This window comes from Saccharothrix sp. CB00851, assembly GCF_001905065.1.
GTDB lineage: Bacteria > Actinomycetota > Actinomycetes > Mycobacteriales > Pseudonocardiaceae > Actinosynnema.
Map to the genome: position 1 here is coordinate 52681 of NZ_LWLC01000017.1, position 18857 is coordinate 71537.

Below are 18857 nucleotides of genomic sequence, written 5' to 3' on the forward strand. Positions count from 1 at the left end.
CCGGGCACGAAAAAACCCTCGCCAACCCGAACGGGTCGTACGAGGGTCGCGCGTCGACGCAAGCTCGAATGCCTAGGCGTCGACGCGCCTGGGAAGTACGAGAACGAGGTTGCGCTGCATGGCGCTGACGTTAACCGTGAAGCAGGTGGAGCGTCAACTGTGCGGGACGGCACTCCCGGATGGTGGAAGGCGTCACGTGCGCGGACGCGGGCCGGAGTCACCCGCTCGGACGATGGGTGGCAGCATCTCGACACGTGCCGAAAGTCGTGTTCCGCATCCCCACCCCCGCGCTGCTGGCCGCCGGGTCCGCCGCCATCTGCGCGACGCCCGTCGCCTGGGGCGTGCCCGGTCTCCAAGCCCTCTACCTGCTGCCGGCGGCCTTCGCGTGGTGGGTGGTGCGCAACCGCACGACCGTGGACGGCGAGCGGATCGTGGCCCGGGGCACGTTCGGCAAGCGCGAGGTGCAGTGGTCGGACGTGAAGGCGATCAAGGTGGTCCCGAAGGGGTGGTTGTCGGCGGTGCTGACCGACGACTCGCTGGTCCGGCTGCCCGCCGTCCGCGCCGGGCACCTGCCGATGTTGTCGCAGGTCAGCGGTGGCCGGGTGGCCGATCCGACGGCCGTGGCGGCGGCCGACGAGCCCGAAGAGGAGCCCACCGAGGCTGACGGGGACGAAACGCCGCCGCCCGTAAAGTCCGGAGAGTGAGCAGGAACACGCGGACCACGGGTTGGGTGCCTGTCGTCAGCCTGGTGCTGTCGCTGGCGGGCTTGGCGGTCTCCACCTACCTCACCGTCGCGCACTTCACGGCCGGCGCGCTGCTGTGCGCCGAGGGCGCGGTGATCGACTGCGGCACGGTCACCAGCAGCGAGCAGTCGGAGCTGTTCGGCATCCCGGTCGCGGTGCTGGGCCTGGCGTTCTTCGCGTTCCTGACCGTCGCGTGCCTGCCGTTCGCCTGGCGCAACGAGGCGCTGCACTGGGCGCGGCTGGTGTCGGTCGGCGTCGGCGTGCTGTTCGTGGTGTACCTGGTGGCGGCCGAGTTCCTGCTGATCGGGAAGATCTGCCTGTGGTGCACCGCCGTGCACGTGATCACGCTCGCGCTCGCCGCCGTGCTGGTCACCGGCGCGTTGCGGCGGAGTAATCTCTGAGGCACCGCTCCCGCCCTCCCGCGCCCCACCCCGCGCGCGTCGTTCGCGATTCTCTCGGCAAAGACTTCTGGAGGAGCCGTGCCACCGCTCCGTTCCCGCACCACCACGCACGGCCGCAACGCCGCGGGCGCACGCGCGCTCTGGCGTGCGACCGGCATGACCGACAGCGACTTCGGCAAGCCGATCGTGGCCATCGCCAACTCCTACACCCAGTTCGTGCCGGGGCACGTGCACCTGCGCGACCTCGGCGACATCGTGGCCGAGGCGGTCCGCGAGGCGGGCGGGGTGCCGCGCGAGTTCCACACCATCGCGGTGGACGACGGCATCGCCATGGGGCACGGCGGGATGCTCTACTCGCTGCCGTCGCGGGAGATCATCGCCGACTCGGTCGAGTACATGGTCAACGCGCACCAGGCCGACGCGATCGTGTGCATCTCCAACTGCGACAAGATCACGCCGGGCATGCTCAACGCGGCCATGCGGCTCAACATCCCGGTCGTGTTCGTCTCCGGTGGACCGATGGAGGCGGGCAAGGCGGTCGTGGTGGACGGCGTGGCCGTCGCGCCGACCGACCTGATCACCGCGATCGCCGCGTCCGCCTCGCCGGAGGTGGACGAGGCCGGGTTGGCCGAGGTGGAGCGGTCGGCGTGCCCGACCTGCGGCTCGTGCTCAGGCATGTTCACCGCGAACTCGATGAACTGCCTCACCGAGGCGCTGGGCCTGGCGCTGCCGGGCAACGGGTCCACGCTGGCCACTCACTCCGCGCGGCGCGAGCTGTTCGCCGAGGCCGGCCGCACGATCGTGGACCTGTGCAAACGCTACTACGAACAGGACGACGAGTCGGTGCTGCCGCGCTCGATCGCCAACCGCAAGGCGTTCGAGAACGCCATGGCGCTGGACATGGCGATGGGCGGCTCCACCAACACCGTGCTGCACATCCTCGCCGCCGCGCAGGAGGGCGAGGTCGACTTCACGCTGGCCGACATCGACGCGGTGAGCCGCCGGGTGCCGTGCCTGGCGAAGGTGTCGCCGAACTCGGACTACCACATGGAGGACGTGCACCGGGCCGGTGGCATCCCGGCGCTGCTGGGCGAGCTGTGGCGGGGCGGCCTGCTCAACGAGGACGTGCACACCGTGCACAGCCCGGACGTCGCGTCGTGGCTGGGCGAGTGGGACATCCGCGCCGAGTCGCCGTCGCAGCGGGCGGTCGAGCTGTTCCACGCGGCGCCCGGCGGCGTGCGCACGACGCAGGCGCTCTCCACGTCCAACCGGTGGTCGAAGCTGGACGCGGACGCGGCCGGCGGCTGCATCCGCGACGTCGAGCACGCGTACACCAAGGACGGCGGGCTGGCCGTGCTGCACGGCAACCTGGCCGAGCGCGGCGCGGTGATCAAGGCGGCGGGCATCGACGAGGAGCTGTGGCGCTTCGAGGGGCCGGCGCGGGTGGTGGAGTCCCAGGAGGAGGCCGTCTCAATGATCCTGAAGAAGGAGATCCAGCCGGGCGACGTGCTCGTGGTGCGCTACGAGGGCCCGGCGGGCGGGCCGGGCATGCAGGAGATGCTGCACCCGACCGCGTTCCTCAAGGGCGCGGGGCTGGGCAAGAAGTGCGCTCTGATCACGGACGGCCGGTTCTCCGGCGGCACGTCGGGCCTGTCGATCGGGCACGTCTCGCCGGAGGCGGCGGGTGGCGGCGTGATCGGCTTGGTCCAGGACGGCGACCGGATCCTGATCGACGTCCACGAGCGGCGGCTGGAGCTGCTGGTGGACGAGGGCGTGCTGGCCGAGCGGCGGGCGAAGATGGAGGCCTCGGAGCGGCCGTGGCAGCCGGTCGACCGGGACCGGCCGGTGACGGCGGCGCTGCGCGCGTACGCCCGGATGGCGACGGATGCGTCCACGGGCGCCGTGCGCGACGTGAACAAGTAGGTCTTGCCGGAACCGGCCGACACTGGACGTCGGCCGGTTTCCGCTGTTTAGGGGCGGTTCAGCAACCAGACCAGGGCCAGTGAGGCGAGGAACACCGCCCACCCGGCCAACGGCCCGGTGACGGGTCTTCGCACCCTGGTGACGAGCAGCCCGCCCACGACGAGGCCCGCGACCAGCCCGAGGGGCGGCAGCAGCGAACGCGTGGTGAGGCCGATCGGGAACGCGATCAGGTAGACCACCGGTATCCCGACCACCACCAACGCGAACTGCGCCACCGCCGCGGTCACCCGCTCGTTCACGACGCCTCGGGACGGCCGTCGCGGCGGAGCACGCGGGTGAGCAGGCCGCTGTTCACCCGCTCGACCGCGCGGACGGCCGGTTCACCGAAGAAGCACAGGCTCTGCTCCCACGGATGCCCGAACACGCCGAAGGACAGGTCCTTCGCCACGAAGATCACGTAGTCACCGTTCGGGATGAGCTCGACGTCCCAGTGCTCGAGGTCGGTCACGTCCAGCACCCGGTGCGGCCGGTAGAGGACTGACGGGTGCACCCAGTCGTGCGCCACCACTGACTCCCAGTACTCGGTGCACTCCCGCAGCACGTCACACACCACCTGGGCGAGCGGCCGGGAATGCCCGCCGAACCGCTCGTACAGCGGCCGGAGGTCCCACGTCACCGACGGCGTCGGCTCGCGGATGGCGGGGTAGTCCTCGGGACCGATCCCCGGCCGGAAGCCGAACTCCTCGACGAAGTCGGCCCAGAGAGGCTCCTGGAACCCGCGGTCCAGTTCCACCCAGGCGTCTTCCTCCACGGCCGACCACGCTAGTGCGCGGCCGGCCGGCGGGCATCCGGGATCAGCGGAAGACGTAGAGGGTCGCCGCGGTGGCGCCGGCGGCGATCACCAGGCAGATGAAACCGGACAGCAGCGGGTGGCGGAACCAGCTGCGGTTGTAGTCGAAGGCGGCCCGGCCGGGGCCCGCGAACAGCACCGCGAACGCCATCGCCGCGTAGACCGCCTCCAGCTCCACGCCGTTCGGCGCGAAGAAGCCGCCTCGGTACTTCAGCGCGATGACGTTCGCCATCACGCCGAGCACGCCGGCCGCCGCCAGCGGCGTGAACAGGCCGAGGATCAGCAGCGCGCCGCCGCCGAGCTCGGTCACGCCGGTGACCCACGCCAGGATCCGCGCCTCGCGGAACCCGGCGGACTGCAGGTAGCCCGCGAACCCGTCGATGCCGGGCCCGCCGAACAGGCCGAACACCTTCTGCAGGCCGTGCATGACGAACGCGCCGCCCAGCGCCAGCCGCAGCACCAGCAGGCCGATGTCGGCACTGGCGGTCCAGCCGAACGGCTTGCGGTCGTCCTCGTCCTCGAAGGCGTCGTAGTGGGTGGCGGGCTTGTCGTCCAAGTCCGTGATCGGCGTGTAGCCGGAGGTGTCGAAGCCCTTCGTGTCCTTGCCGAACGCGTCGCCGTCGATCGTCCGAGTGCCGTCGTCGAAGTGGTGAACTCCTCCGCCCACGCCACTCGTCGAGTAGAACCCGTCGTCGGAGTAGCCGCCCGATGTCCTCGAACGGTCGTCGTGAGTAGCCACGCACCCGCACGTTAGGAGGTTCGGACGACGTCCGCGAGCGTCCGTTTCGCGGCGCGCGTTCACCCGAACGGGCTAATATTCGCCCTTGACCAGGTTTCGCGGCTGCTCGCCGCGGGCGAACCGGGCGACCTCGGCGGACACCACGGCGTACGCCCGCTCGGCGTGACCGGTGCAGCTGCCGGCCACGTGCGGCGTGAGGAACAGGCCGGGCGCGGTCCACAGCGGGTGGTCGGTCGGCAGCGGCTCGGGCTCGGTCACGTCCAGCGCCGCGCGCAGCCGCCCCGAGGTCAGCTCGGCCAGCAACGCGTCGGTGTCGACCACCGCGCCGCGGGCCGCGTTGACCAGGATCGCGCCGTCCTTCATCCGGGACAGGAACTTCGCGTCGACCATCCCGGTGGTCTCCTCGGTCAGCGGCACCACGACCAGCACCGCGTCGAACCCGCCCAGCAGGTCGGGCAGCTCGTCCACGCCGTGCACGCCGGGCCGCGTCGTGCGGCCGACCAGGGTCGCGGTCGCGTCGAACGGCTCCAGCCTGCGCCGGAACTGCTCGCCCAGGTCGCCCGCACCGACCACGAGCACCTTCTTGTCCTGCAACGTGTCGGTGAGGTGGTAGTCCCACCGGCGTTCCTGCCTGGCCCGCTCGAACCTCGGGAAGTCGCGGTAGATCGCGAGCAGCGCGCCGATCGCCCACTCGGCCGTGCTGCCGCCGTGCGCGCCGCGGCACGTCGACAGCATCACACCATCGGGTACGACACCGATGAACCGCTCGGCGCCCGCCGACAGCAGTTGCACCAGCTTCAGCGACGGCAGCTGCGCGAACACGTCCCGCGGGTCCGTGCCGAGAAGGAACTTGGGCACCAGGACTTCCGCGCGCTCGGCGTCGGCGGGCAGCGGCTGCCCCGGCTCGTAGCGGACGGGCCGCACGCCCTCCACGTCGGACAGCGCGCGGACGCCCAGCTCGTCGGGGACCAGAACGGTGAGGCTCACGGGTTCGCACGTTACGGCACACTGACCGCCATGCGGGAGCACGACGTCTTCTCCGCGGACGGCACGCGGATCAGGTTGTGGCGCACCGACGTGGACGGGCCGGACGTGCTGCTCAGCCCCGGTCTGGGCGCCGTGCCCGCGGTGTGGCCGGAGCTGCCGTCGGCCCGCGTGCACAGCTGGTACCACCGCGGCGCGCTGTCGTCGGACCGGCCGGCGGACCCGTCCCGCATCGAGGTGTCCGACCACGTCGCCGACGCGCTGGCGGTGCTGGACGACGGCGGCGTCGAGCGGTGCGTGGTGATGGGCTGGTCGATGGGCGTGACGGTGGCCGCCGAGCTGGCGCTGCGGCACCCGGACCGGGTGACCGGCCTGATGCTCGTCGCGGGCGCGCCGGGTGACACGTTCGCGAGCGCGCTCGGCATCCCCGGCGTGCCGGCGGCGGTGCGGCGGCTGATCGGTGTCGGCGGGGTGACGGCGTTGAAGGCCGCCGGGCCGCTGCTGGACGCCGTGCTGCACCGCGTCCCGGTGCCGGACCTCGGCGGGCGGCTGGTCGGGTCGCTGCGCCACTACCTCCAGCACGACTGGGGCTGGTACTTCACCCTGGCGCTGGCCCTGGGCCGCACGCCCCGGCTCGACCTGACCGGCGTAACGTGCCCCACCACGGTCCTTGCGGGCCGGTACGACTTCCTGGCCTCGGCCGACGGCGTGCTCGGAGCGGTCGCCGCGTTGCCGCAGGCCAGGGTGCGGGTGCTGCCGAACACGCACTTCCTGCCGCTGGAGGACCCAGGGGTGATCGTGGACGAGCTGGAGCTCCTGCTCGACCGCGCCGACGCCGTGCGGCGGGCCGTGCAGGAGGACGTGGACGGGCCGCTCACCTCGCGTTCACGGCCCCGCGCCTAACCTGGGACCCGTGTCACGACTGCGTGGAGTGCTGATCGGGACGGCCCTCGGCCTGCTGGCCGCGGGCTGCGCGAGCTTCCCCGAGCAGCCGGCACCGGCGGGGTGGAGCGCGGCCCAGCCGCTGACGCCGCAGGCGGGGCCGGTGCCCGAGCTGCCCGGCGAGCTGCCGAAGGGCCCCGCCCAGGGCCAGCAGCCCGGCCAGCAGCCGACACCCGTGCCGCCACCGCAGGGCTGCAAGGACTTCAACCCCGCCGTGGTCGGCACGTGCCTGAACCCGATCTCCGGCGTGGCGCTGACCGACGTCAACCAGACCACCGGCGCGGTGACGGCGCTGGCGACCGAGCGCGCCACCGGGCGGCTGGTCAAGGTGACCAAGGACGTCGACCCGGTCGAGGTGGCGAAGTTCGAGGTGGACGCGACCGGTGACGGTGGGCTCACCGGGCTCACCCTGTCGCCGACCTACGTCGAGGACCAGCTGGTCTACGTGTACGTGACCACGGCGACCGACAACCGGGTGCTGCGGCTCGCGCCCGGCGACGTGCCCAAGCCGGTGCTGACCGGCATCCCGAAGGGTCCGACCGGAAACCGGGGCGTGCTCGCCCACGACCGCACCGGCGCGCTGCTGGTGGCGACCGGTGACGCGGGCAACCCGGCGGCGGCGGCCGACCCGAACTCGCTGGCCGGGAAGGTGCTGCGGATCGACGGCGCCGGCCAGCCCGCGCGCGGCAACCCGACGGCGGGCTCGCTGGTGCTGGCGAGCGGGTTGAAGTCGCCGGGCGGGCTGTGCGTGTCCGCTGACGGGTCGAAGACGTGGGTGACCGACGCGGGCGCGACGGCCGACCTGCTGTACCGGGTGCAGCCGGGCAAGGCGTTGGGCGACCCGGCGTGGTCGTGGCCCGAGCGGCCCGGTGTCGGCGGCTGCGCGTCGTACTCGAACCTGGTGTCGGTGGCCACGAGCGCCACCCCCGGCCTGCTCAACCTGCCGATGAACCCGGAGGGCGCGTTCACCGGCAAGCCGGAGGCGACCATGACCGGCGAGGACGGCTTCGGCCGGTTCGGACCGCTGGTGATGCTGGACGACACGACCTCACTGGCCGGCACGGTGAACAAGGACGCGGGCGGCGCACCGGTCTCCAGCGACGACCGCGTGGTGATCGTGGTGCGCGACGGCGGCGGTCCGGGCGGCACCAAGGACTGAAGCCGCGGGGTTGACCGCCGTGCGACCCTTTGTGTCAAGTGGATGACACAAAGGGGGTGGTGTCGTGGGCGACCTCGTCGGGACGGCACTGGGGTGGGGGCTGGTCGGCCTCGTCCTGGTGGTCGTGCTGTGGCCCACCACGTCGGGCGGGCGGCGGTTCCTGCGGCGCTGGGGCGTGCCCGAGCCCGACGACCGGCAGAGCGCGCAGGCGGTGCGGTACCTGCGGGACCGGCGGTTGCTGTACCCGGTGCTGTTCCTGCTCACGCCGGTGGTGACCGAGCCGGTCGCGCGGGCGTTGGGCTTCGCGGAACCCGGCTCCGGCGCCTTCCGCAGCCTCGCGTCGTTGCTGGTCGCGCTCTTGGCCGCGGAGGCCGCGGCGGCGCTCCGCCCGGTGCGCGGCACCAGGACCGCGACGCTGGCCCGCCGCCACTGGCGCGACCTGGTGCCCCGGTGGGCGGTCGGGATGCTGCTCGTGCTCGGCGCGGTGGCCGTCCTCCTGGCGGTGGTGGGGCTGGCCGCCCAACCGTGGGCGGACCGAGTCGCCGACGCGGTGCCCACCGGTGGGGTGTGGCGTTCGGTCGACGGCACCGTGCGGGGAACCGTGTCGGAGCGGCACTACGCGGAGATCGGCCTGCCGGTGAGCCAGGTCGCGCTCGTCGGTGCGGTGTGCGGCCTGGCCGTCGTGCTGGGCGTGGTGCGGCTCGCGGTGCGGCGGCGGTCGCTGGCGGACCCGCTGGTCGATGCCGCGTGCCGGACCCGCAGTGCCCGGGTGGCGGTCGGGATCGGCCTCGCCTGGACGGCGTCGATGGTGCTGGTGGCGGTCGGCAGGCTCGACTACCTGCGCAGCGTCGAGTTCGCGGAGGCCGGGTTCCCGCCCGCGCCCGCGTGGCTGGAACACACGTCCGCCACCGGTTACCTGGGGTTCGCGGCGTTCCTCCTCGGCCTGGGCGGCTGGATCTGGGTGGCGAACCCGTCCCGGCCGCCGTCCGCGCGGACCGCCGCATGACCCGGATCGTCGTCGACCCGGACAGCGGGGTGGCGCCCTGGCGGCAGGTGCGGGACCAGCTCGTGCACCTGATCCGGGTGGGCGAGCTGCCGGTCGGCGCACCGCTGCCGCCGATCCGGCAGCTGGCGCGTGACCTCGGGCTCTCGGTCGGGACGGTGGCGCGCGGGTACCGCGAGCTGGAGGCGGCCGGTGTGCTGAGCACCGCGCGGCGCCGGGGCACGGTGGTGGCGGCGGTGCCCCGGACCGACGCGGCGACCGCCGCGGCACTGGCCGAGGCCGCGGCCGAGTACGCCGCGTCGGCCAAGGCCCTGGGCGTCGACCGGCAGGACGCGGTGCAGGCCCTGCTGCACGCCTATCGCGACGAGTAGCCCGGCTCAGCCCACCGTGGCGAAGACGGCGTCCGCCACCTGCCAGTACAGGCCCTTCGGGTGGTCGCGGAACAGCGGTTCGGTGCCGAACAGCACCGCCCGCGCGCCCCGCGGCGACGTGCCCGCCACGACCGCCGCCTGACCCGCCGCCTCGGCCTGTCCGCCCGACCCGTCCGGGCGCGCGGCCCAGTGCCCGGCGACCAGGTCCTGGTACCGCTGCCGCACGTCCACACCGGGTCCGAGGTCGGTGAACCAGTACGGCGCGTACACGAACGAGTGGCCGACCGCGCCCGCACCGTCCACCACCGACACGACGCCGTTCGCGTCCTCCCGGCCCGCGACCGCGCGCACCGGCAGCACACCGGCGTCGGCGTTGAACCGCGCTCCCGTCGCACCGCGCGTCACCACGCCGCCCCGCGCCAGGAACGCGTCCACCGCGGCCTTGGCGGGCGCGACGAGGTGGTCGTAGCGCAGGCCCGACGACACCAGCAGCACGTCGACCCCGGACAGGTCGAACCCGGCGTTGAGCACCTCCGTCGACACCGGCCGCACGTCGAAACCCATGTCCCGCAACGCCTTCAGCTCGTCCGCCGCCACCGCGCCCGCCACCGCGGGACGGCGCAGCGGCGTGCCGCCCGGCCCCGCCGCGGTGAACCGGGCGCCGTACCGGTCCGACACCTCCTCAGCCGCCGACCGCGCCGACGCGGGCACCACGATCGTGCCGTCGTCCTGCCTGCGCACCTCGACACCGCGGGCGAGCAGGTCGTTCACCGCCGCCGCGTCCTTGCCGTCGGCCAACGTGAGCGCCAGGTCGCTGCCCTCGGGCGCGTGCAGCGAACCGGTCGGCGACGCCGCCGCCACGTCACGCCCGCGCACGTGCAGCGGCCCGTCCCGCACGACGTCCACCGTCGCGCCCCACAGCAGCCGGTGGCTCCAGCCGCTGATGTCGTACATGACGTCGACGCGGTCGGAGATGTCCCGACCGGCCTCCAGCATCACGTTCGCCAGCGCCCGCTTCGGCTGGTGCAGGTCCACCACGTACGACCCGGCCGGGTACTCGCGGTCGCCCAGCGTGAACGTCCGGTCGGCCCGCTTCACCCGGACGTCGTGCGCGACCAGGTGGTCGACCAGCCGTGCGGCGGCCTGCCCGGACCGCTGCCCGTCACCCACCGGTATGACGTACGCGCGCGGGAACTCCGTGGTGTAGCGGTCTTCGGGGCCGAAACCGGGCACGAAACCGTCCGGCACGACCCGCTGCGGCTCGCCCGCCAAGCCCCGGCGGAACATCTCGATCTGGTTGTCCACCATCGCGGTCCGGTGCTGCTGCACGTAGGCGAGCGCGCTGCGGATCGTCGCCTCGACCACGTCCGTGTTGATCGCCGAACGCCGTCGCAGCTCCGTCACCGGCTGTGTCGTGTAGTCACCCCGGTTCACCCGCATCGGGACCTCGATCGTGTAGGACACCGCGCCGTGGTACATCGAGTACTGGGCGGTGTAGATCGGCGCCCAGCCGTCCCACACGCCCGGCTCGTAGTCGCGGAACGGGATCTCCGGCTTGGCCGCCTCCGGGTGGCCCAGCGCCCGCACGGCGTCCTCCATCCGCAGGCCGCCCGCGTAGCCGTGCTTGATGTAGAGGTCGAAGTCGTAGTTCTGGCCGTGCGGCGGGGTGGTCGGCTCGATCAGCGTGTTGGCCACGTACCCGTGCTCGTCGAGCACCAGCAGCGGCTGGATGCGCTGGACCACGTCCCGCATCGCCCGCGACTCCGGCTGCGACGAGGTGACGAAGTCGCGGTTGAGGTCGAACCCGCTCGCGTTGGCGCGGGTGCCGGCCACCCGCCCGTCCGGGTTCGCGGTCAGGTTGACGTAGACCCGGTGGCGGCGCAGGAAGTCCCGTGCGCCCGGGTCGAAGGCCAGGTCCTCGATCACGCGCAGCGCGCCGTCGGTGCCCTCCCACTCGTCGCCGTGGATGTTGGCGTTGATCCACACCGGCGCCTTGTAGCCGCCGCGCAGGAAGACGTCTCGGGCGGCGCCGACCGGGTCGTTCTCGATCTTGTCGCGCCACGCCTCCTGCCTGCGGGTCTCCGCCGGGCTCTCCGGCGCGGTGAGCGTGACCAGGTAGAGGTCGCGGCCCGCGGTGGACCGGCCGACGACCTCGACGGACACCCGGTCGCTGCGGCGCTGCAGGTCGTTCAGGCGCGGCGCGAGCGAGTGGTACGGCGCGAGTCCGAGCTTGATCGACCGGTCGGCCTGGTCCTCCGGGTAGACCCGCAGCTGGGTGCGGCGCGGGTAGCCGGGGTTGGCGTCGGGCCAGTTGTCGCCGCGCGCGGTGGCGTGCAACGGCACGTCGACGGCCGCGACCTGGTTGCGCTCCGGGCCGTTGCCCGGCTCGTTAGCCCGGCCGACCGCGGGCGCGGCGGTCGCCGGGGTGGTCATCGTGGCCAGCAACAGCAGCGTCAGCGTCAACCAGCGCACCGGACCCCCTGGGGGTGATCGCCGAAGAACTCCTCCACCCTGACTAGTGGGTGCGGGTGATCCGGTCAACCGGTCGAACGGCTGGTCAACCGCTAACCCGAACCAAGGCACACGAACGGACGACGCAGCGGGTCCACCGCGACCGCCTCGGCCAGCGCCACGGCCGGTGACGCGCCGGCCGCCAGGTTGCGGTGGAAGTCGGCCATCGCCGCCGCCGACGGCTGGTCGCCGACCCGGCTGGACGCGGCGATCACCGTCCGGGCACCGCCCGCCAGCAACGCGCCCGCGAAGCCCAGCGGCTCGTCACCGGGCCGCACCCGGTTCAGCGCCAGCTCGCACGCGGCCAGCACCACCTGGTGCGGCGGGCGGCGGACCCGGCCGATCTCGTGCGCGAACATCGCGCCGTCCACCAGCTCCAGCCGGGAGAACAGCGCGTTCTCCGGCTCGTGCTCGCCGTGCGCGGCGATGTGCGCCAGCTCCACCCCGTCCAACGCCTCCAGCACCGCGCCGACCTTGGCCTCGTTCACGCCGAGCAGTTTCGCGTCACCGTGGTAGCCGGCCAGCCGGTCGATCTCGCCCTGCGCGGCCTGCAACCCGGGGCCGCGCACCAGCAGCACGCCGTCGACCGCCGCCCGCTCACCGCGGACCGCCGACACCCACGCGGTGGCCGACGGCACCGCCGTCGTCGGCCGGTTCGCGCAGGTCGGCAGCACGTTCCACGGCACCACGTACAGCGCGCCGGTCGGCACCACGACCAGCGACCGGTCCCCGATCATCGGCGCCAGCGGGCGCAGCAGCAGCCGGTCCAGCTTCTCCGCCTCACGGCGCGCGGACGCCGAGATGACCTCGGCCAACGGCGCGGGCAGGTGGTCGGGCGCGAGCGCGTTGAGGTCGGCGTGCAGGCGGCGCGCGCCCTCGGTGGCCTCGGCGGCCGACCCGAGCCGCACCATGCGCACCCGGGCACCGGCGAACACCACGGCGATCAGCTCGTCACCGGACGCCGCGAAGCTCACCATCGCCTGCCCGGACAGCCGGTCGAGCACCTGGTCCGGCTTGACGACCGGGCGCGGCGTGCCCCACGGGCTGGCGCTCCAGCCCATTCGGGTGGCCGCGCGCTGGCTGGCCTTGAGCCGCGCCTCCAGCTCCTGGGTCGGCAGGCCGTCGAGGCGGGCCCGCAGCAGGGCGCGGCTGAGCCTGCGCACGTCGGCGATCCGCTCGCCCAGCTCGGAATCCACAGTGGACTCGGCCGGGTCGTACCGGTACAGCTGGGCCCTGGTGCGCTCCAGCCAGGTGAACAGGCGCTTGGCGTTGCTCGCCGAGTCACGACCGCCCAGCACCAGGCGCACGGCCAGTTCGCCCAGCTCACGGCCGTGCACGGCGGTGCCGGACACCAGTTCCAGCCCGCCGAGCCGGTCCCGCAGCCTGCCCAGTTCCGCGAGTCCCGCCTTGGCCTGCGCCAGCGCCACCCGCTGGTTGCCGCGGGCCAGCGCCAGCTCCGCCCGGCACAGCCGCAGCAGCATCCGGTGGTCGATCGGCGAGATCCGCCGCGACTCGGGCACGCTGCGCAGCAGCTCGGCGCCCCGGTCCGGGTCACCGCGGCGGATCTCCAGCCGGGCCGCCAGCACCAGCGCGAACGCCGCCTGGTCGTGCAGCTTCAGCCCGGCCAGCTCCCCGGACAGCTCGACCGCCCGCCGCACCACCCCGGCGACCGGGCGCCGTGAGCCGAGCGCGCGCACCGCGTCCACCCGCAACGCGATCAGCCCCGCCACCGCCGCCCACGCCGGGCTGCCCCGCCGGACCAGCTTGCGCTGCGCCGAGGTCGCCATCCGCCGGGCCAGCACGAGGTCGCCGTCCTGCAACGCCGCTGCCGCGCGGAACAGCTCCGCCTCGGCGACGTCCTGCCCGATGCGCTGGCGGCGCAGCTCCGGCAGCACCTCGTCCAGCAGCCTGCCCGCCTCGTCCGCCAGCCCGACGCTGATCATCGCCTCGGCCTGGTCGATGCGCAGCCGCAGCAGCAGGCCGGGTTCGAGGTCCTGGAACGCCCGGTTGGCCTCCTGGTAGTGGCGCAGGGCGGCCGGGATGTCGCCTGCCCGCTGCTCCGCGTTGCCCAACGCGTGCTTGGCGATCGCGGCGCGCAGCGGCAGGTCGTGCGCGTCGGCCAGCTCGACGGCCCGGTTGAGGTCGCGGACGGCCTTCTCGTGCCGGTGCACCTCGCCGTGCGCGTTGCCCCGGTTGGACAGGGCCAGCGCGAGCAGGTCGACGGCTTCCGGGTCGGCGTGCGCGGGCAGGCGCCGTTCGCTGCGCTCGATCTCCACGTCCAGCTGGGCGATGCCCTCGTCGATGCGGCCGACCCGGCACAGCAGCGCGGCGCGGTTGAGGTTGACCAGGGTGGACAGGTGGGCCCGCAGCGCCTCGTCGCGCAGCCCGGCGAGCTCGGCGTCGACGCCCGCGAGCTGGGTCAGGCCGTCGTCCACCTTGCCCGTCTCGGCCAGGCAGAACGCCAGCGTGTTCCGCAGCCGGGTGCGGACCTCGAGCCGTTCCTGCGGGTCGATCCCGGGTGTCTCCAGCAGCGCGAGGCCCCGGCGCATCTGCCGGATGGCGGACGGGTGACGGTCGGCGGTGGCCGCGTCGCGCGCGCTGCGGTGCAACTGCCGGGCCAGTCTGACCGCGTGATCCGGTCCGGAGGAACCACGCGTTTCGCCAGGCACGGTCATATGAGATCACAGGCGGAAGACGAATGCCGCCGACCTGTGGCCGGCGGCATTCGGTGTGACGTCACCGTGATTATCGGTGACCGGTTATTACTTCGTCTGGGTGACAGCCGCCGGCTCGTCGGTCGTCGGCTTGTAAGGGCCGCCGTTCGTCTCCGGGTCGCCGGTCGGCTTGTACGGGCCGCCCATCGGCTTCACCAGCCGCTCGACCTCGGGGTCGTCGGTGGTCGGCTTGTACGGGCCACCGGTGGGCTCCAGGCCACCCACGTCGACCAGGTCGACGCTGGTCTGGTCGGTGTCGACGGTCTCGTCGACGACCGCGTCCTCGATGGCGTCGATCTCGGCGACGAGATTCGGGTCGGTGCGGGTCATGGTGTTGCCTCCCCTACAACGGGCCCCTGATCGGGGCAGCCTCGGCGGCTGATCCAGGTCGTTTCGGTGGCCCCCCGGCCTGCCGAACGGCCCAAGCGTGACACAGATGGACGCACCTGGGGAGGTGGAAATTTACCTAGAGCTACCAACGGGCCGATCTTGAGCTTCGCTGACCAGCACCGCAGAGCCGGTTCGAGTGGCGTTACCACTCGAATGGGGGAACGTGTTAACAGCGTGCACGCGCCCTGGGTCCGCAATAAGGCGAGTCCGCGCGGTCCGCCCGACGTGGAATCGCACGGCGGTAATTCCCCGTTCGGCCACGGGCCGTCCCGAAATGGTGACGAACGGTGTCCGAGTAGGACGAATCGCGAATGGACCGGCCGCGCTGGACCTACTCGGACACCGGGCACAAAACGGCGGTGGGGCGCCGGCCGCGTCACGCGACCGGCGCCCCACCGCCGGGTCGAACCCCTACGAACAGCGGGCGATGATCAGCTCGCGCACGCGCTTCGCGTCCGCCTGACCCTGCGTCGCCTTCATCACCGCGCCGACGATCGCACCCGCCGCGGCCACCTTGCCGTCGCGGATCTTCGCCGCCACGTCCGGCTGCGCCGCCAGCGCCTCGTCCACCGCCTTCTCCAGCGCGGAGTCGTCCGAGACGACCTTCAGCCCGCGCGCCTCGATGACGGCCTCCGGCTCGCCCTCGCCCTCCAGCACGCCGGTCACCACCTCGCGCGCGAGCTTGTTGGTCAGCTCACCGGAGTTCACCAGCGCGATCACCCGGGCGATCTGCGCCGGCGTGATGCCCAGCTCGGCCAGCTCGACACCGCGGGCGTTGGCCTCCTTGGTCAGGTAGGCCACCCACCACGACCGGGCCTCGGCCTGCGTCGCGCCCGCGTCCACCGTGGCCGTCACCAGGTCCACCGCACCGGCGTTGACCAGGTCGCGCAGCTCGGCGTCGGTCAGCGACCACTCCTGCTGCACCCGCTTGCGGCGCTCCCACGGCAGCTCCGGCAGCGTGCCGCGCAGCTCCTGCACCCACTCGCGCGACGGCGCGATCGGCACCAGGTCGGGCTCCGGGAAGTACCGGTAGTCCTCCGCGGTCTCCTTCGTGCGGCCCGACGAGGTGGACCCCGTCGACTCGTCGAAGTGCCTGGTCTCCTGGGTGACCTTGCCGCCGGACGCCAGCAGCGCCGCCTGGCGGGTCATCTCGAACCGCACCGCCCGCTCGACGCTGCGCAGCGAGTTCACGTTCTTGGTCTCGGTGCGCGTGCCGAACTCGGTCGCGTCCTTGGCCATCAGCGACACGTTCGCGTCGCAGCGCAGCGAACCCTGGTCCATCCGCACGTCCGACACGTCCAGCGCCTTGAGCAGGTCGCGCAACGCGGTCACGTAGGCCCGCGCCACCTCCGGCGCCCGCTCACCGGTGCCCGTGATCGGCTTGGTGACGATCTCGATCAGCGGCACGCCCGCGCGGTTGTAGTCGAGCAGCGAGTGCTCCGCGCCGTGGATCCGCCCGGTCGCGCCGCCGACGTGCAGCGACTTGCCGGTGTCCTCCTCCATGTGCGCGCGCTCGATCTCGACCCGGAACAGCGAGCCGTCGTCCAGCGTCACGTCCAGGTGGCCGTTGAACGCGATCGGCTCGTCGTACTGCGAGGTCTGGAAGTTCTTCGGCATGTCCGGGTAGAAGTAGTTCTTCCGGGCGAACCGGCACCACTCGGCGATCTCGCAGTTGAGCGCCAACCCGATCCGGATCGCCGACTCCACCGCCTTGCCGTTGACCGCGGGCAGCGCGCCGGGCATGCCCAGGCACACCGGGCAGACCTGCGTGTTCGGCTCGCCGCCGAACACGTTCGCGCAGCCGCAGAACATCTTGGTGTTGGTGTGCAGCTCGACGTGCACCTCCAACCCGAGCACCGGGTCGAAGCGCTCGATGACCTCGGCGTAGTCCATCAGCTCGTGCACCGACGTCATGCCTTCCCGTCCTTCCGCAGACCCCGCACGGCCAGCGCCGCGCCGGTGATCGCCACCAGGATGCTCGCCGCCGCGTTGACCAGGGCGAGCTTGTCGTTCTTGCCGCGAGCCGACTTCAACGTGGAGAACGCGCTGGTGGCCGCACCCGCGGCACCGACCAGCGCGAGGACCGTCCGCGCCCGCTTCACCGCGTCACCCCCGCGAGCTGCGGCACGCCGCTGATCACCGGCGCGCCCAGCGCCGCGTCCCGCGCCACCTCGTACGCCGCCGCCACCCGGTACATCCGGTGGTCCTGCAACGCGGGCGCCATGATCTGCAGGCCGACCGGCAGGCCGTCTTCGTCGGACAGTCCGCTCGGGACGCTCATGGCGGCGTTGCCGGCGAGGTTCGCCGGGATCGTGCACAGGTCCGCCTTGTACATCGCCATCGGGTCGTTCGTGCGCTCGCCGATCGGGAACGCGGTGGTCGGCGTGGTCGGCGAGACCAACACGTCCACGGTGGCGAACGCGGCGTCGAAATCGCGGCTGATCAGCGTGCGCACCTTCTGCGCGGAGCCGTAGTAGGCGTCGTAGTAGCCCGACGACAGCGCGTAGGTGCCGATCATGATCCGGCGCTTCACCTCGGGGCCGAAACCGGCCTCGCGGGTCAGCGACATGACCTCCTCGGCGCTGCGCGTGCCGTCGTCGCCCACCCGCAGGCCGTAGCGCATCGCGTCGAACCGGGCCAGGTTGGACGACGCCTCGCTGGGCGCGATCAGGTAGTACGCGGGCAGCGCGTAGTCGAAGCTCGGGCACGACACCTCGACGACCTCGGCGCCCAGCTGCTTGAGCTGCGCCACGGCCGCCTCGAAGCTGCGCAGCACGCCCGGCTGGTAGCCCTCGCCGCTGAACTGCGTGACCACGCCGACGCGCACACCGGAGAGGTCGCCGTTCGCGCCCTCGCGCGCCGCCGCCACCACCGGCGGGACGGGCGCGTTGATCGACGTCGAGTCCATCGGGTCGTACCCGGCGATGACCTCGTGCAGCAGGGCCGCGTCCAGCACCGTGCGGGCGCACGGGCCGGCCTGGTCCAGCGACGACGAGAACGCCACCAGCCCGTACCGCGAGACACCGCCGTAGGTGGGCTTCACGCCGACCGTGCCGGTGACCGCGCCGGGCTGGCGGATCGAGCCGCCGGTGTCCGTGCCGATCGACAGCGGCGCCTCGAACGCGGCCAGCGCCGCCGCCGAGCCACCGCCCGAGCCACCCGGGATGCGGTCGGTGTCCCACGGGTTGCGGGTCGGGCCGTAGGCCGAGTTCTCGGTGGAGGAGCCCATCGCGAACTCGTCCATGTTGGTCTTGCCGAGGATCACCAGGCCGGCTTCCTTCAGGCGGCGCGTGACCGTGGCGTCGTAGGGCGGGATCCAGCCCTCGAGGATCTTCGAGCCGACCGTGGTCGGCACGCCCTCGGTGGTGAGCACGTCCTTGAGCGCGATCGGCACGCCGGCCAGCGGGCCCACGTGGACGCCGGCGGCGATGTCGTCGTCCACCTTGCGGGCGGCGTCGAGCGCGCCCTCGGTGTCGACGTGCAGGAACGCGTTGACCGCGCCGTCGACCTCGCCGATCCGGTCGAGGTGGGCCTGCGCGACCTCCACCGCGGAGACCTCGCGGTTCGCGATCCTGGCCGCCAGCTCGGCGGCCGTGGCGCGGGTCAGGTCGGCGGTCATGCTTCCTCCCCCAGGATGCGGGGCACGCGGAAACGGCCGTCCTCGGCGGCGGGGGCGCCCGCGAGCGCCTGCTGCTGACCGAGGCTGGGACGCACCACGTCCTCGCGGAACACGTTGGTCAGCGGAACGGCGTGCGAAGTGGGCGGGATGTCCGCGGTGGCGATGTCGCCCACCGTGGCCACCGACTGCAGGATCACGTCCAGCTGGCTGGCGAACAGGTCCAGCTCGTCGTCGGTGACGGCGAGCCTCGCCAAGCGGGCCAGGTGCGCGACCTCGTCGCGGGAGATGCTGGGCACCTCGTCAACCCCCGTGGGTCGGATTTTCGGATTTTGGACCTGCCGAGTCTATTGGCTGGTCAGGCCGACCTCCGACCGGGTTACCCGCGCTCGCGCGCGAGGGTGCGCGATTTTACCCGTGTGCAACGCGCCCGGTGGGTCGGAAAGCGAAGCTGCGTCTGCGAGAATCATCGACCGGCGAGTTTCCACCTCGACGTTCCACCTTGGAGGCG

Annotated in this window: 18 protein-coding genes; 7 read left to right on the plus strand and 11 right to left on the minus strand. The window is 72.8% G+C overall.

Annotation, left to right across the window (positions count from 1 at the left end):
• The first annotated feature begins 254 nt into the window (after positions 1-254).
• The 3 genes from A6A25_RS18200 (at position 255) to ilvD (ending at position 3067) form a co-directional block, all read left to right on the plus strand.
• Positions 255-704: a PH domain-containing protein gene (locus A6A25_RS18200; RefSeq protein ID WP_158073756.1), complete on the plus strand. Its 450-nt coding sequence runs from the start codon at positions 255-257 to the stop codon at positions 702-704.
• Positions 701-1144: a vitamin K epoxide reductase family protein gene (locus A6A25_RS18205; protein WP_073891642.1), complete on the plus strand. Its 444-nt coding sequence runs from the start codon at positions 701-703 to the stop codon at positions 1142-1144. Before A6A25_RS18200 ends, A6A25_RS18205 begins: the two co-directional genes overlap by 4 nt.
• Before the next feature lie 78 nt (positions 1145-1222).
• Positions 1223-3067, plus strand: a complete 1845-nt coding sequence (gene ilvD, locus A6A25_RS18210; protein WP_073891644.1) for a dihydroxy-acid dehydratase — start codon at positions 1223-1225, stop codon at positions 3065-3067.
• Positions 3068-3114: 47 nt separating this feature from the next.
• Here ilvD and A6A25_RS18215 read toward each other — a convergent pair whose 3' ends face one another.
• The 4 genes from A6A25_RS18215 to A6A25_RS18230 form a co-directional block, all read right to left on the minus strand.
• On the minus strand, positions 3115-3366 hold the full coding sequence (locus tag A6A25_RS18215) for a hypothetical protein (RefSeq protein WP_073891646.1): 252 nt from the start codon (positions 3364-3366) through the stop codon (positions 3115-3117).
• Positions 3363-3878, minus strand: a complete 516-nt coding sequence (locus A6A25_RS18220; RefSeq protein WP_073891648.1) for a DUF2716 domain-containing protein — start codon at positions 3876-3878, stop codon at positions 3363-3365. The genes A6A25_RS18215 and A6A25_RS18220 overlap by 4 nt, the downstream gene beginning before the upstream one ends.
• Before the next feature lie 43 nt (positions 3879-3921).
• Entirely contained in the window at positions 3922-4656 is a 735-nt protein-coding gene (locus A6A25_RS18225; protein WP_073891650.1) for a DoxX family protein, read from the minus strand.
• Between the two features lie 72 nt (positions 4657-4728).
• Positions 4729-5643, minus strand: a complete 915-nt coding sequence (locus A6A25_RS18230) for a 2-hydroxyacid dehydrogenase (protein WP_073891652.1) — start codon at positions 5641-5643, stop codon at positions 4729-4731.
• Between the two features lie 30 nt (positions 5644-5673).
• Between A6A25_RS18230 and A6A25_RS18235 the strand changes: the two genes are divergently transcribed.
• From A6A25_RS18235 to A6A25_RS18250, 4 genes are all read left to right on the plus strand, one after another.
• Positions 5674-6543 (plus strand): alpha/beta fold hydrolase, encoded by an 870-nt coding sequence (locus A6A25_RS18235; RefSeq protein WP_073891654.1) that lies wholly within the window; start codon positions 5674-5676, stop codon positions 6541-6543.
• 10 nt (positions 6544-6553) lie between these two features.
• On the plus strand, positions 6554-7741 hold the full coding sequence (locus tag A6A25_RS18240; RefSeq protein ID WP_073891656.1) for a PQQ-dependent sugar dehydrogenase: 1188 nt from the start codon (positions 6554-6556) through the stop codon (positions 7739-7741).
• Between the two features lie 64 nt (positions 7742-7805).
• A complete protein-coding gene (locus A6A25_RS18245; protein WP_073891658.1) occupies positions 7806-8747 on the plus strand; it encodes a hypothetical protein in 942 nt (313 codons plus the stop codon).
• Positions 8744-9115 carry a GntR family transcriptional regulator gene (locus tag A6A25_RS18250; protein ID WP_073891660.1) on the plus strand — a complete coding sequence of 124 codons (372 nt, stop codon included), beginning with the start codon at positions 8744-8746 and terminating at the stop codon, positions 9113-9115. Before A6A25_RS18245 ends, A6A25_RS18250 begins: the two co-directional genes overlap by 4 nt.
• Before the next feature lie 6 nt (positions 9116-9121).
• Here the strand turns inward: A6A25_RS18250 and A6A25_RS18255 are convergent, their stop codons facing one another.
• The 7 genes from A6A25_RS18255 to gatC all read right to left on the minus strand — a co-directional run bounded on the left by A6A25_RS18255 (position 9122) and on the right by gatC (position 18645).
• Positions 9122-11587: a M14 family zinc carboxypeptidase gene (locus A6A25_RS18255; RefSeq protein WP_241828773.1), complete on the minus strand. Its 2466-nt coding sequence runs from the start codon at positions 11585-11587 to the stop codon at positions 9122-9124.
• A 92-nt stretch (positions 11588-11679) separates the two neighbouring features.
• Positions 11680-14235 (minus strand): CHAT domain-containing protein, encoded by a 2556-nt coding sequence (locus tag A6A25_RS18260; protein ID WP_338013214.1) that lies wholly within the window; start codon positions 14233-14235, stop codon positions 11680-11682.
• A gap of 153 nt (positions 14236-14388) precedes the next feature.
• Positions 14389-14670 (minus strand): hypothetical protein, encoded by a 282-nt coding sequence (locus A6A25_RS18265; protein ID WP_073891662.1) that lies wholly within the window; start codon positions 14668-14670, stop codon positions 14389-14391.
• Positions 14671-15141: 471 nt separating this feature from the next.
• Positions 15142-16644, minus strand: coding sequence for an Asp-tRNA(Asn)/Glu-tRNA(Gln) amidotransferase subunit GatB (gene gatB / locus A6A25_RS18270; protein WP_073891664.1), 1503 nt, complete (start codon positions 16642-16644; stop codon positions 15142-15144).
• Positions 16641-16832, minus strand: coding sequence for a hypothetical protein (locus A6A25_RS18275; protein ID WP_073891666.1), 192 nt, complete (start codon positions 16830-16832; stop codon positions 16641-16643). The genes gatB and A6A25_RS18275 overlap by 4 nt, the downstream gene beginning before the upstream one ends.
• Positions 16829-18349 carry an Asp-tRNA(Asn)/Glu-tRNA(Gln) amidotransferase subunit GatA gene (gene gatA, locus A6A25_RS18280; RefSeq protein WP_073891668.1) on the minus strand — a complete coding sequence of 507 codons (1521 nt, stop codon included), beginning with the start codon at positions 18347-18349 and terminating at the stop codon, positions 16829-16831. The genes A6A25_RS18275 and gatA overlap by 4 nt, the downstream gene beginning before the upstream one ends.
• Positions 18346-18645: an Asp-tRNA(Asn)/Glu-tRNA(Gln) amidotransferase subunit GatC gene (gene gatC, locus A6A25_RS18285; RefSeq protein WP_073891671.1), complete on the minus strand. Its 300-nt coding sequence runs from the start codon at positions 18643-18645 to the stop codon at positions 18346-18348. The genes gatA and gatC overlap by 4 nt, the downstream gene beginning before the upstream one ends.
• Positions 18646-18857: the final 212 nt, after the last annotated feature.

What these genes read in the sequence shown, in the direction of transcription:
- A6A25_RS18235 (WP_073891654.1), top strand. Translation starts at nt 5,674, where the DNA reads ATGCGGGAGCACGACGTCTTCTCCGCGGACGGCACGCGGATCAGGTTG.
- A6A25_RS18250 (WP_073891660.1), top strand. Translation starts at nt 8,744, where the DNA reads ATGACCCGGATCGTCGTCGACCCGGACAGCGGGGTGGCGCCCTGGCGG.
- A6A25_RS18265 (WP_073891662.1), bottom strand. Translation starts at nt 14,670, where the DNA reads ATGACCCGCACCGACCCGAATCTCGTCGCCGAGATCGACGCCATCGAG.
- gatB (WP_073891664.1), bottom strand. Translation starts at nt 16,644, where the DNA reads ATGACGTCGGTGCACGAGCTGATGGACTACGCCGAGGTCATCGAGCGC.
- gatA (WP_073891668.1), bottom strand. Translation starts at nt 18,349, where the DNA reads ATGACCGCCGACCTGACCCGCGCCACGGCCGCCGAGCTGGCGGCCAGG.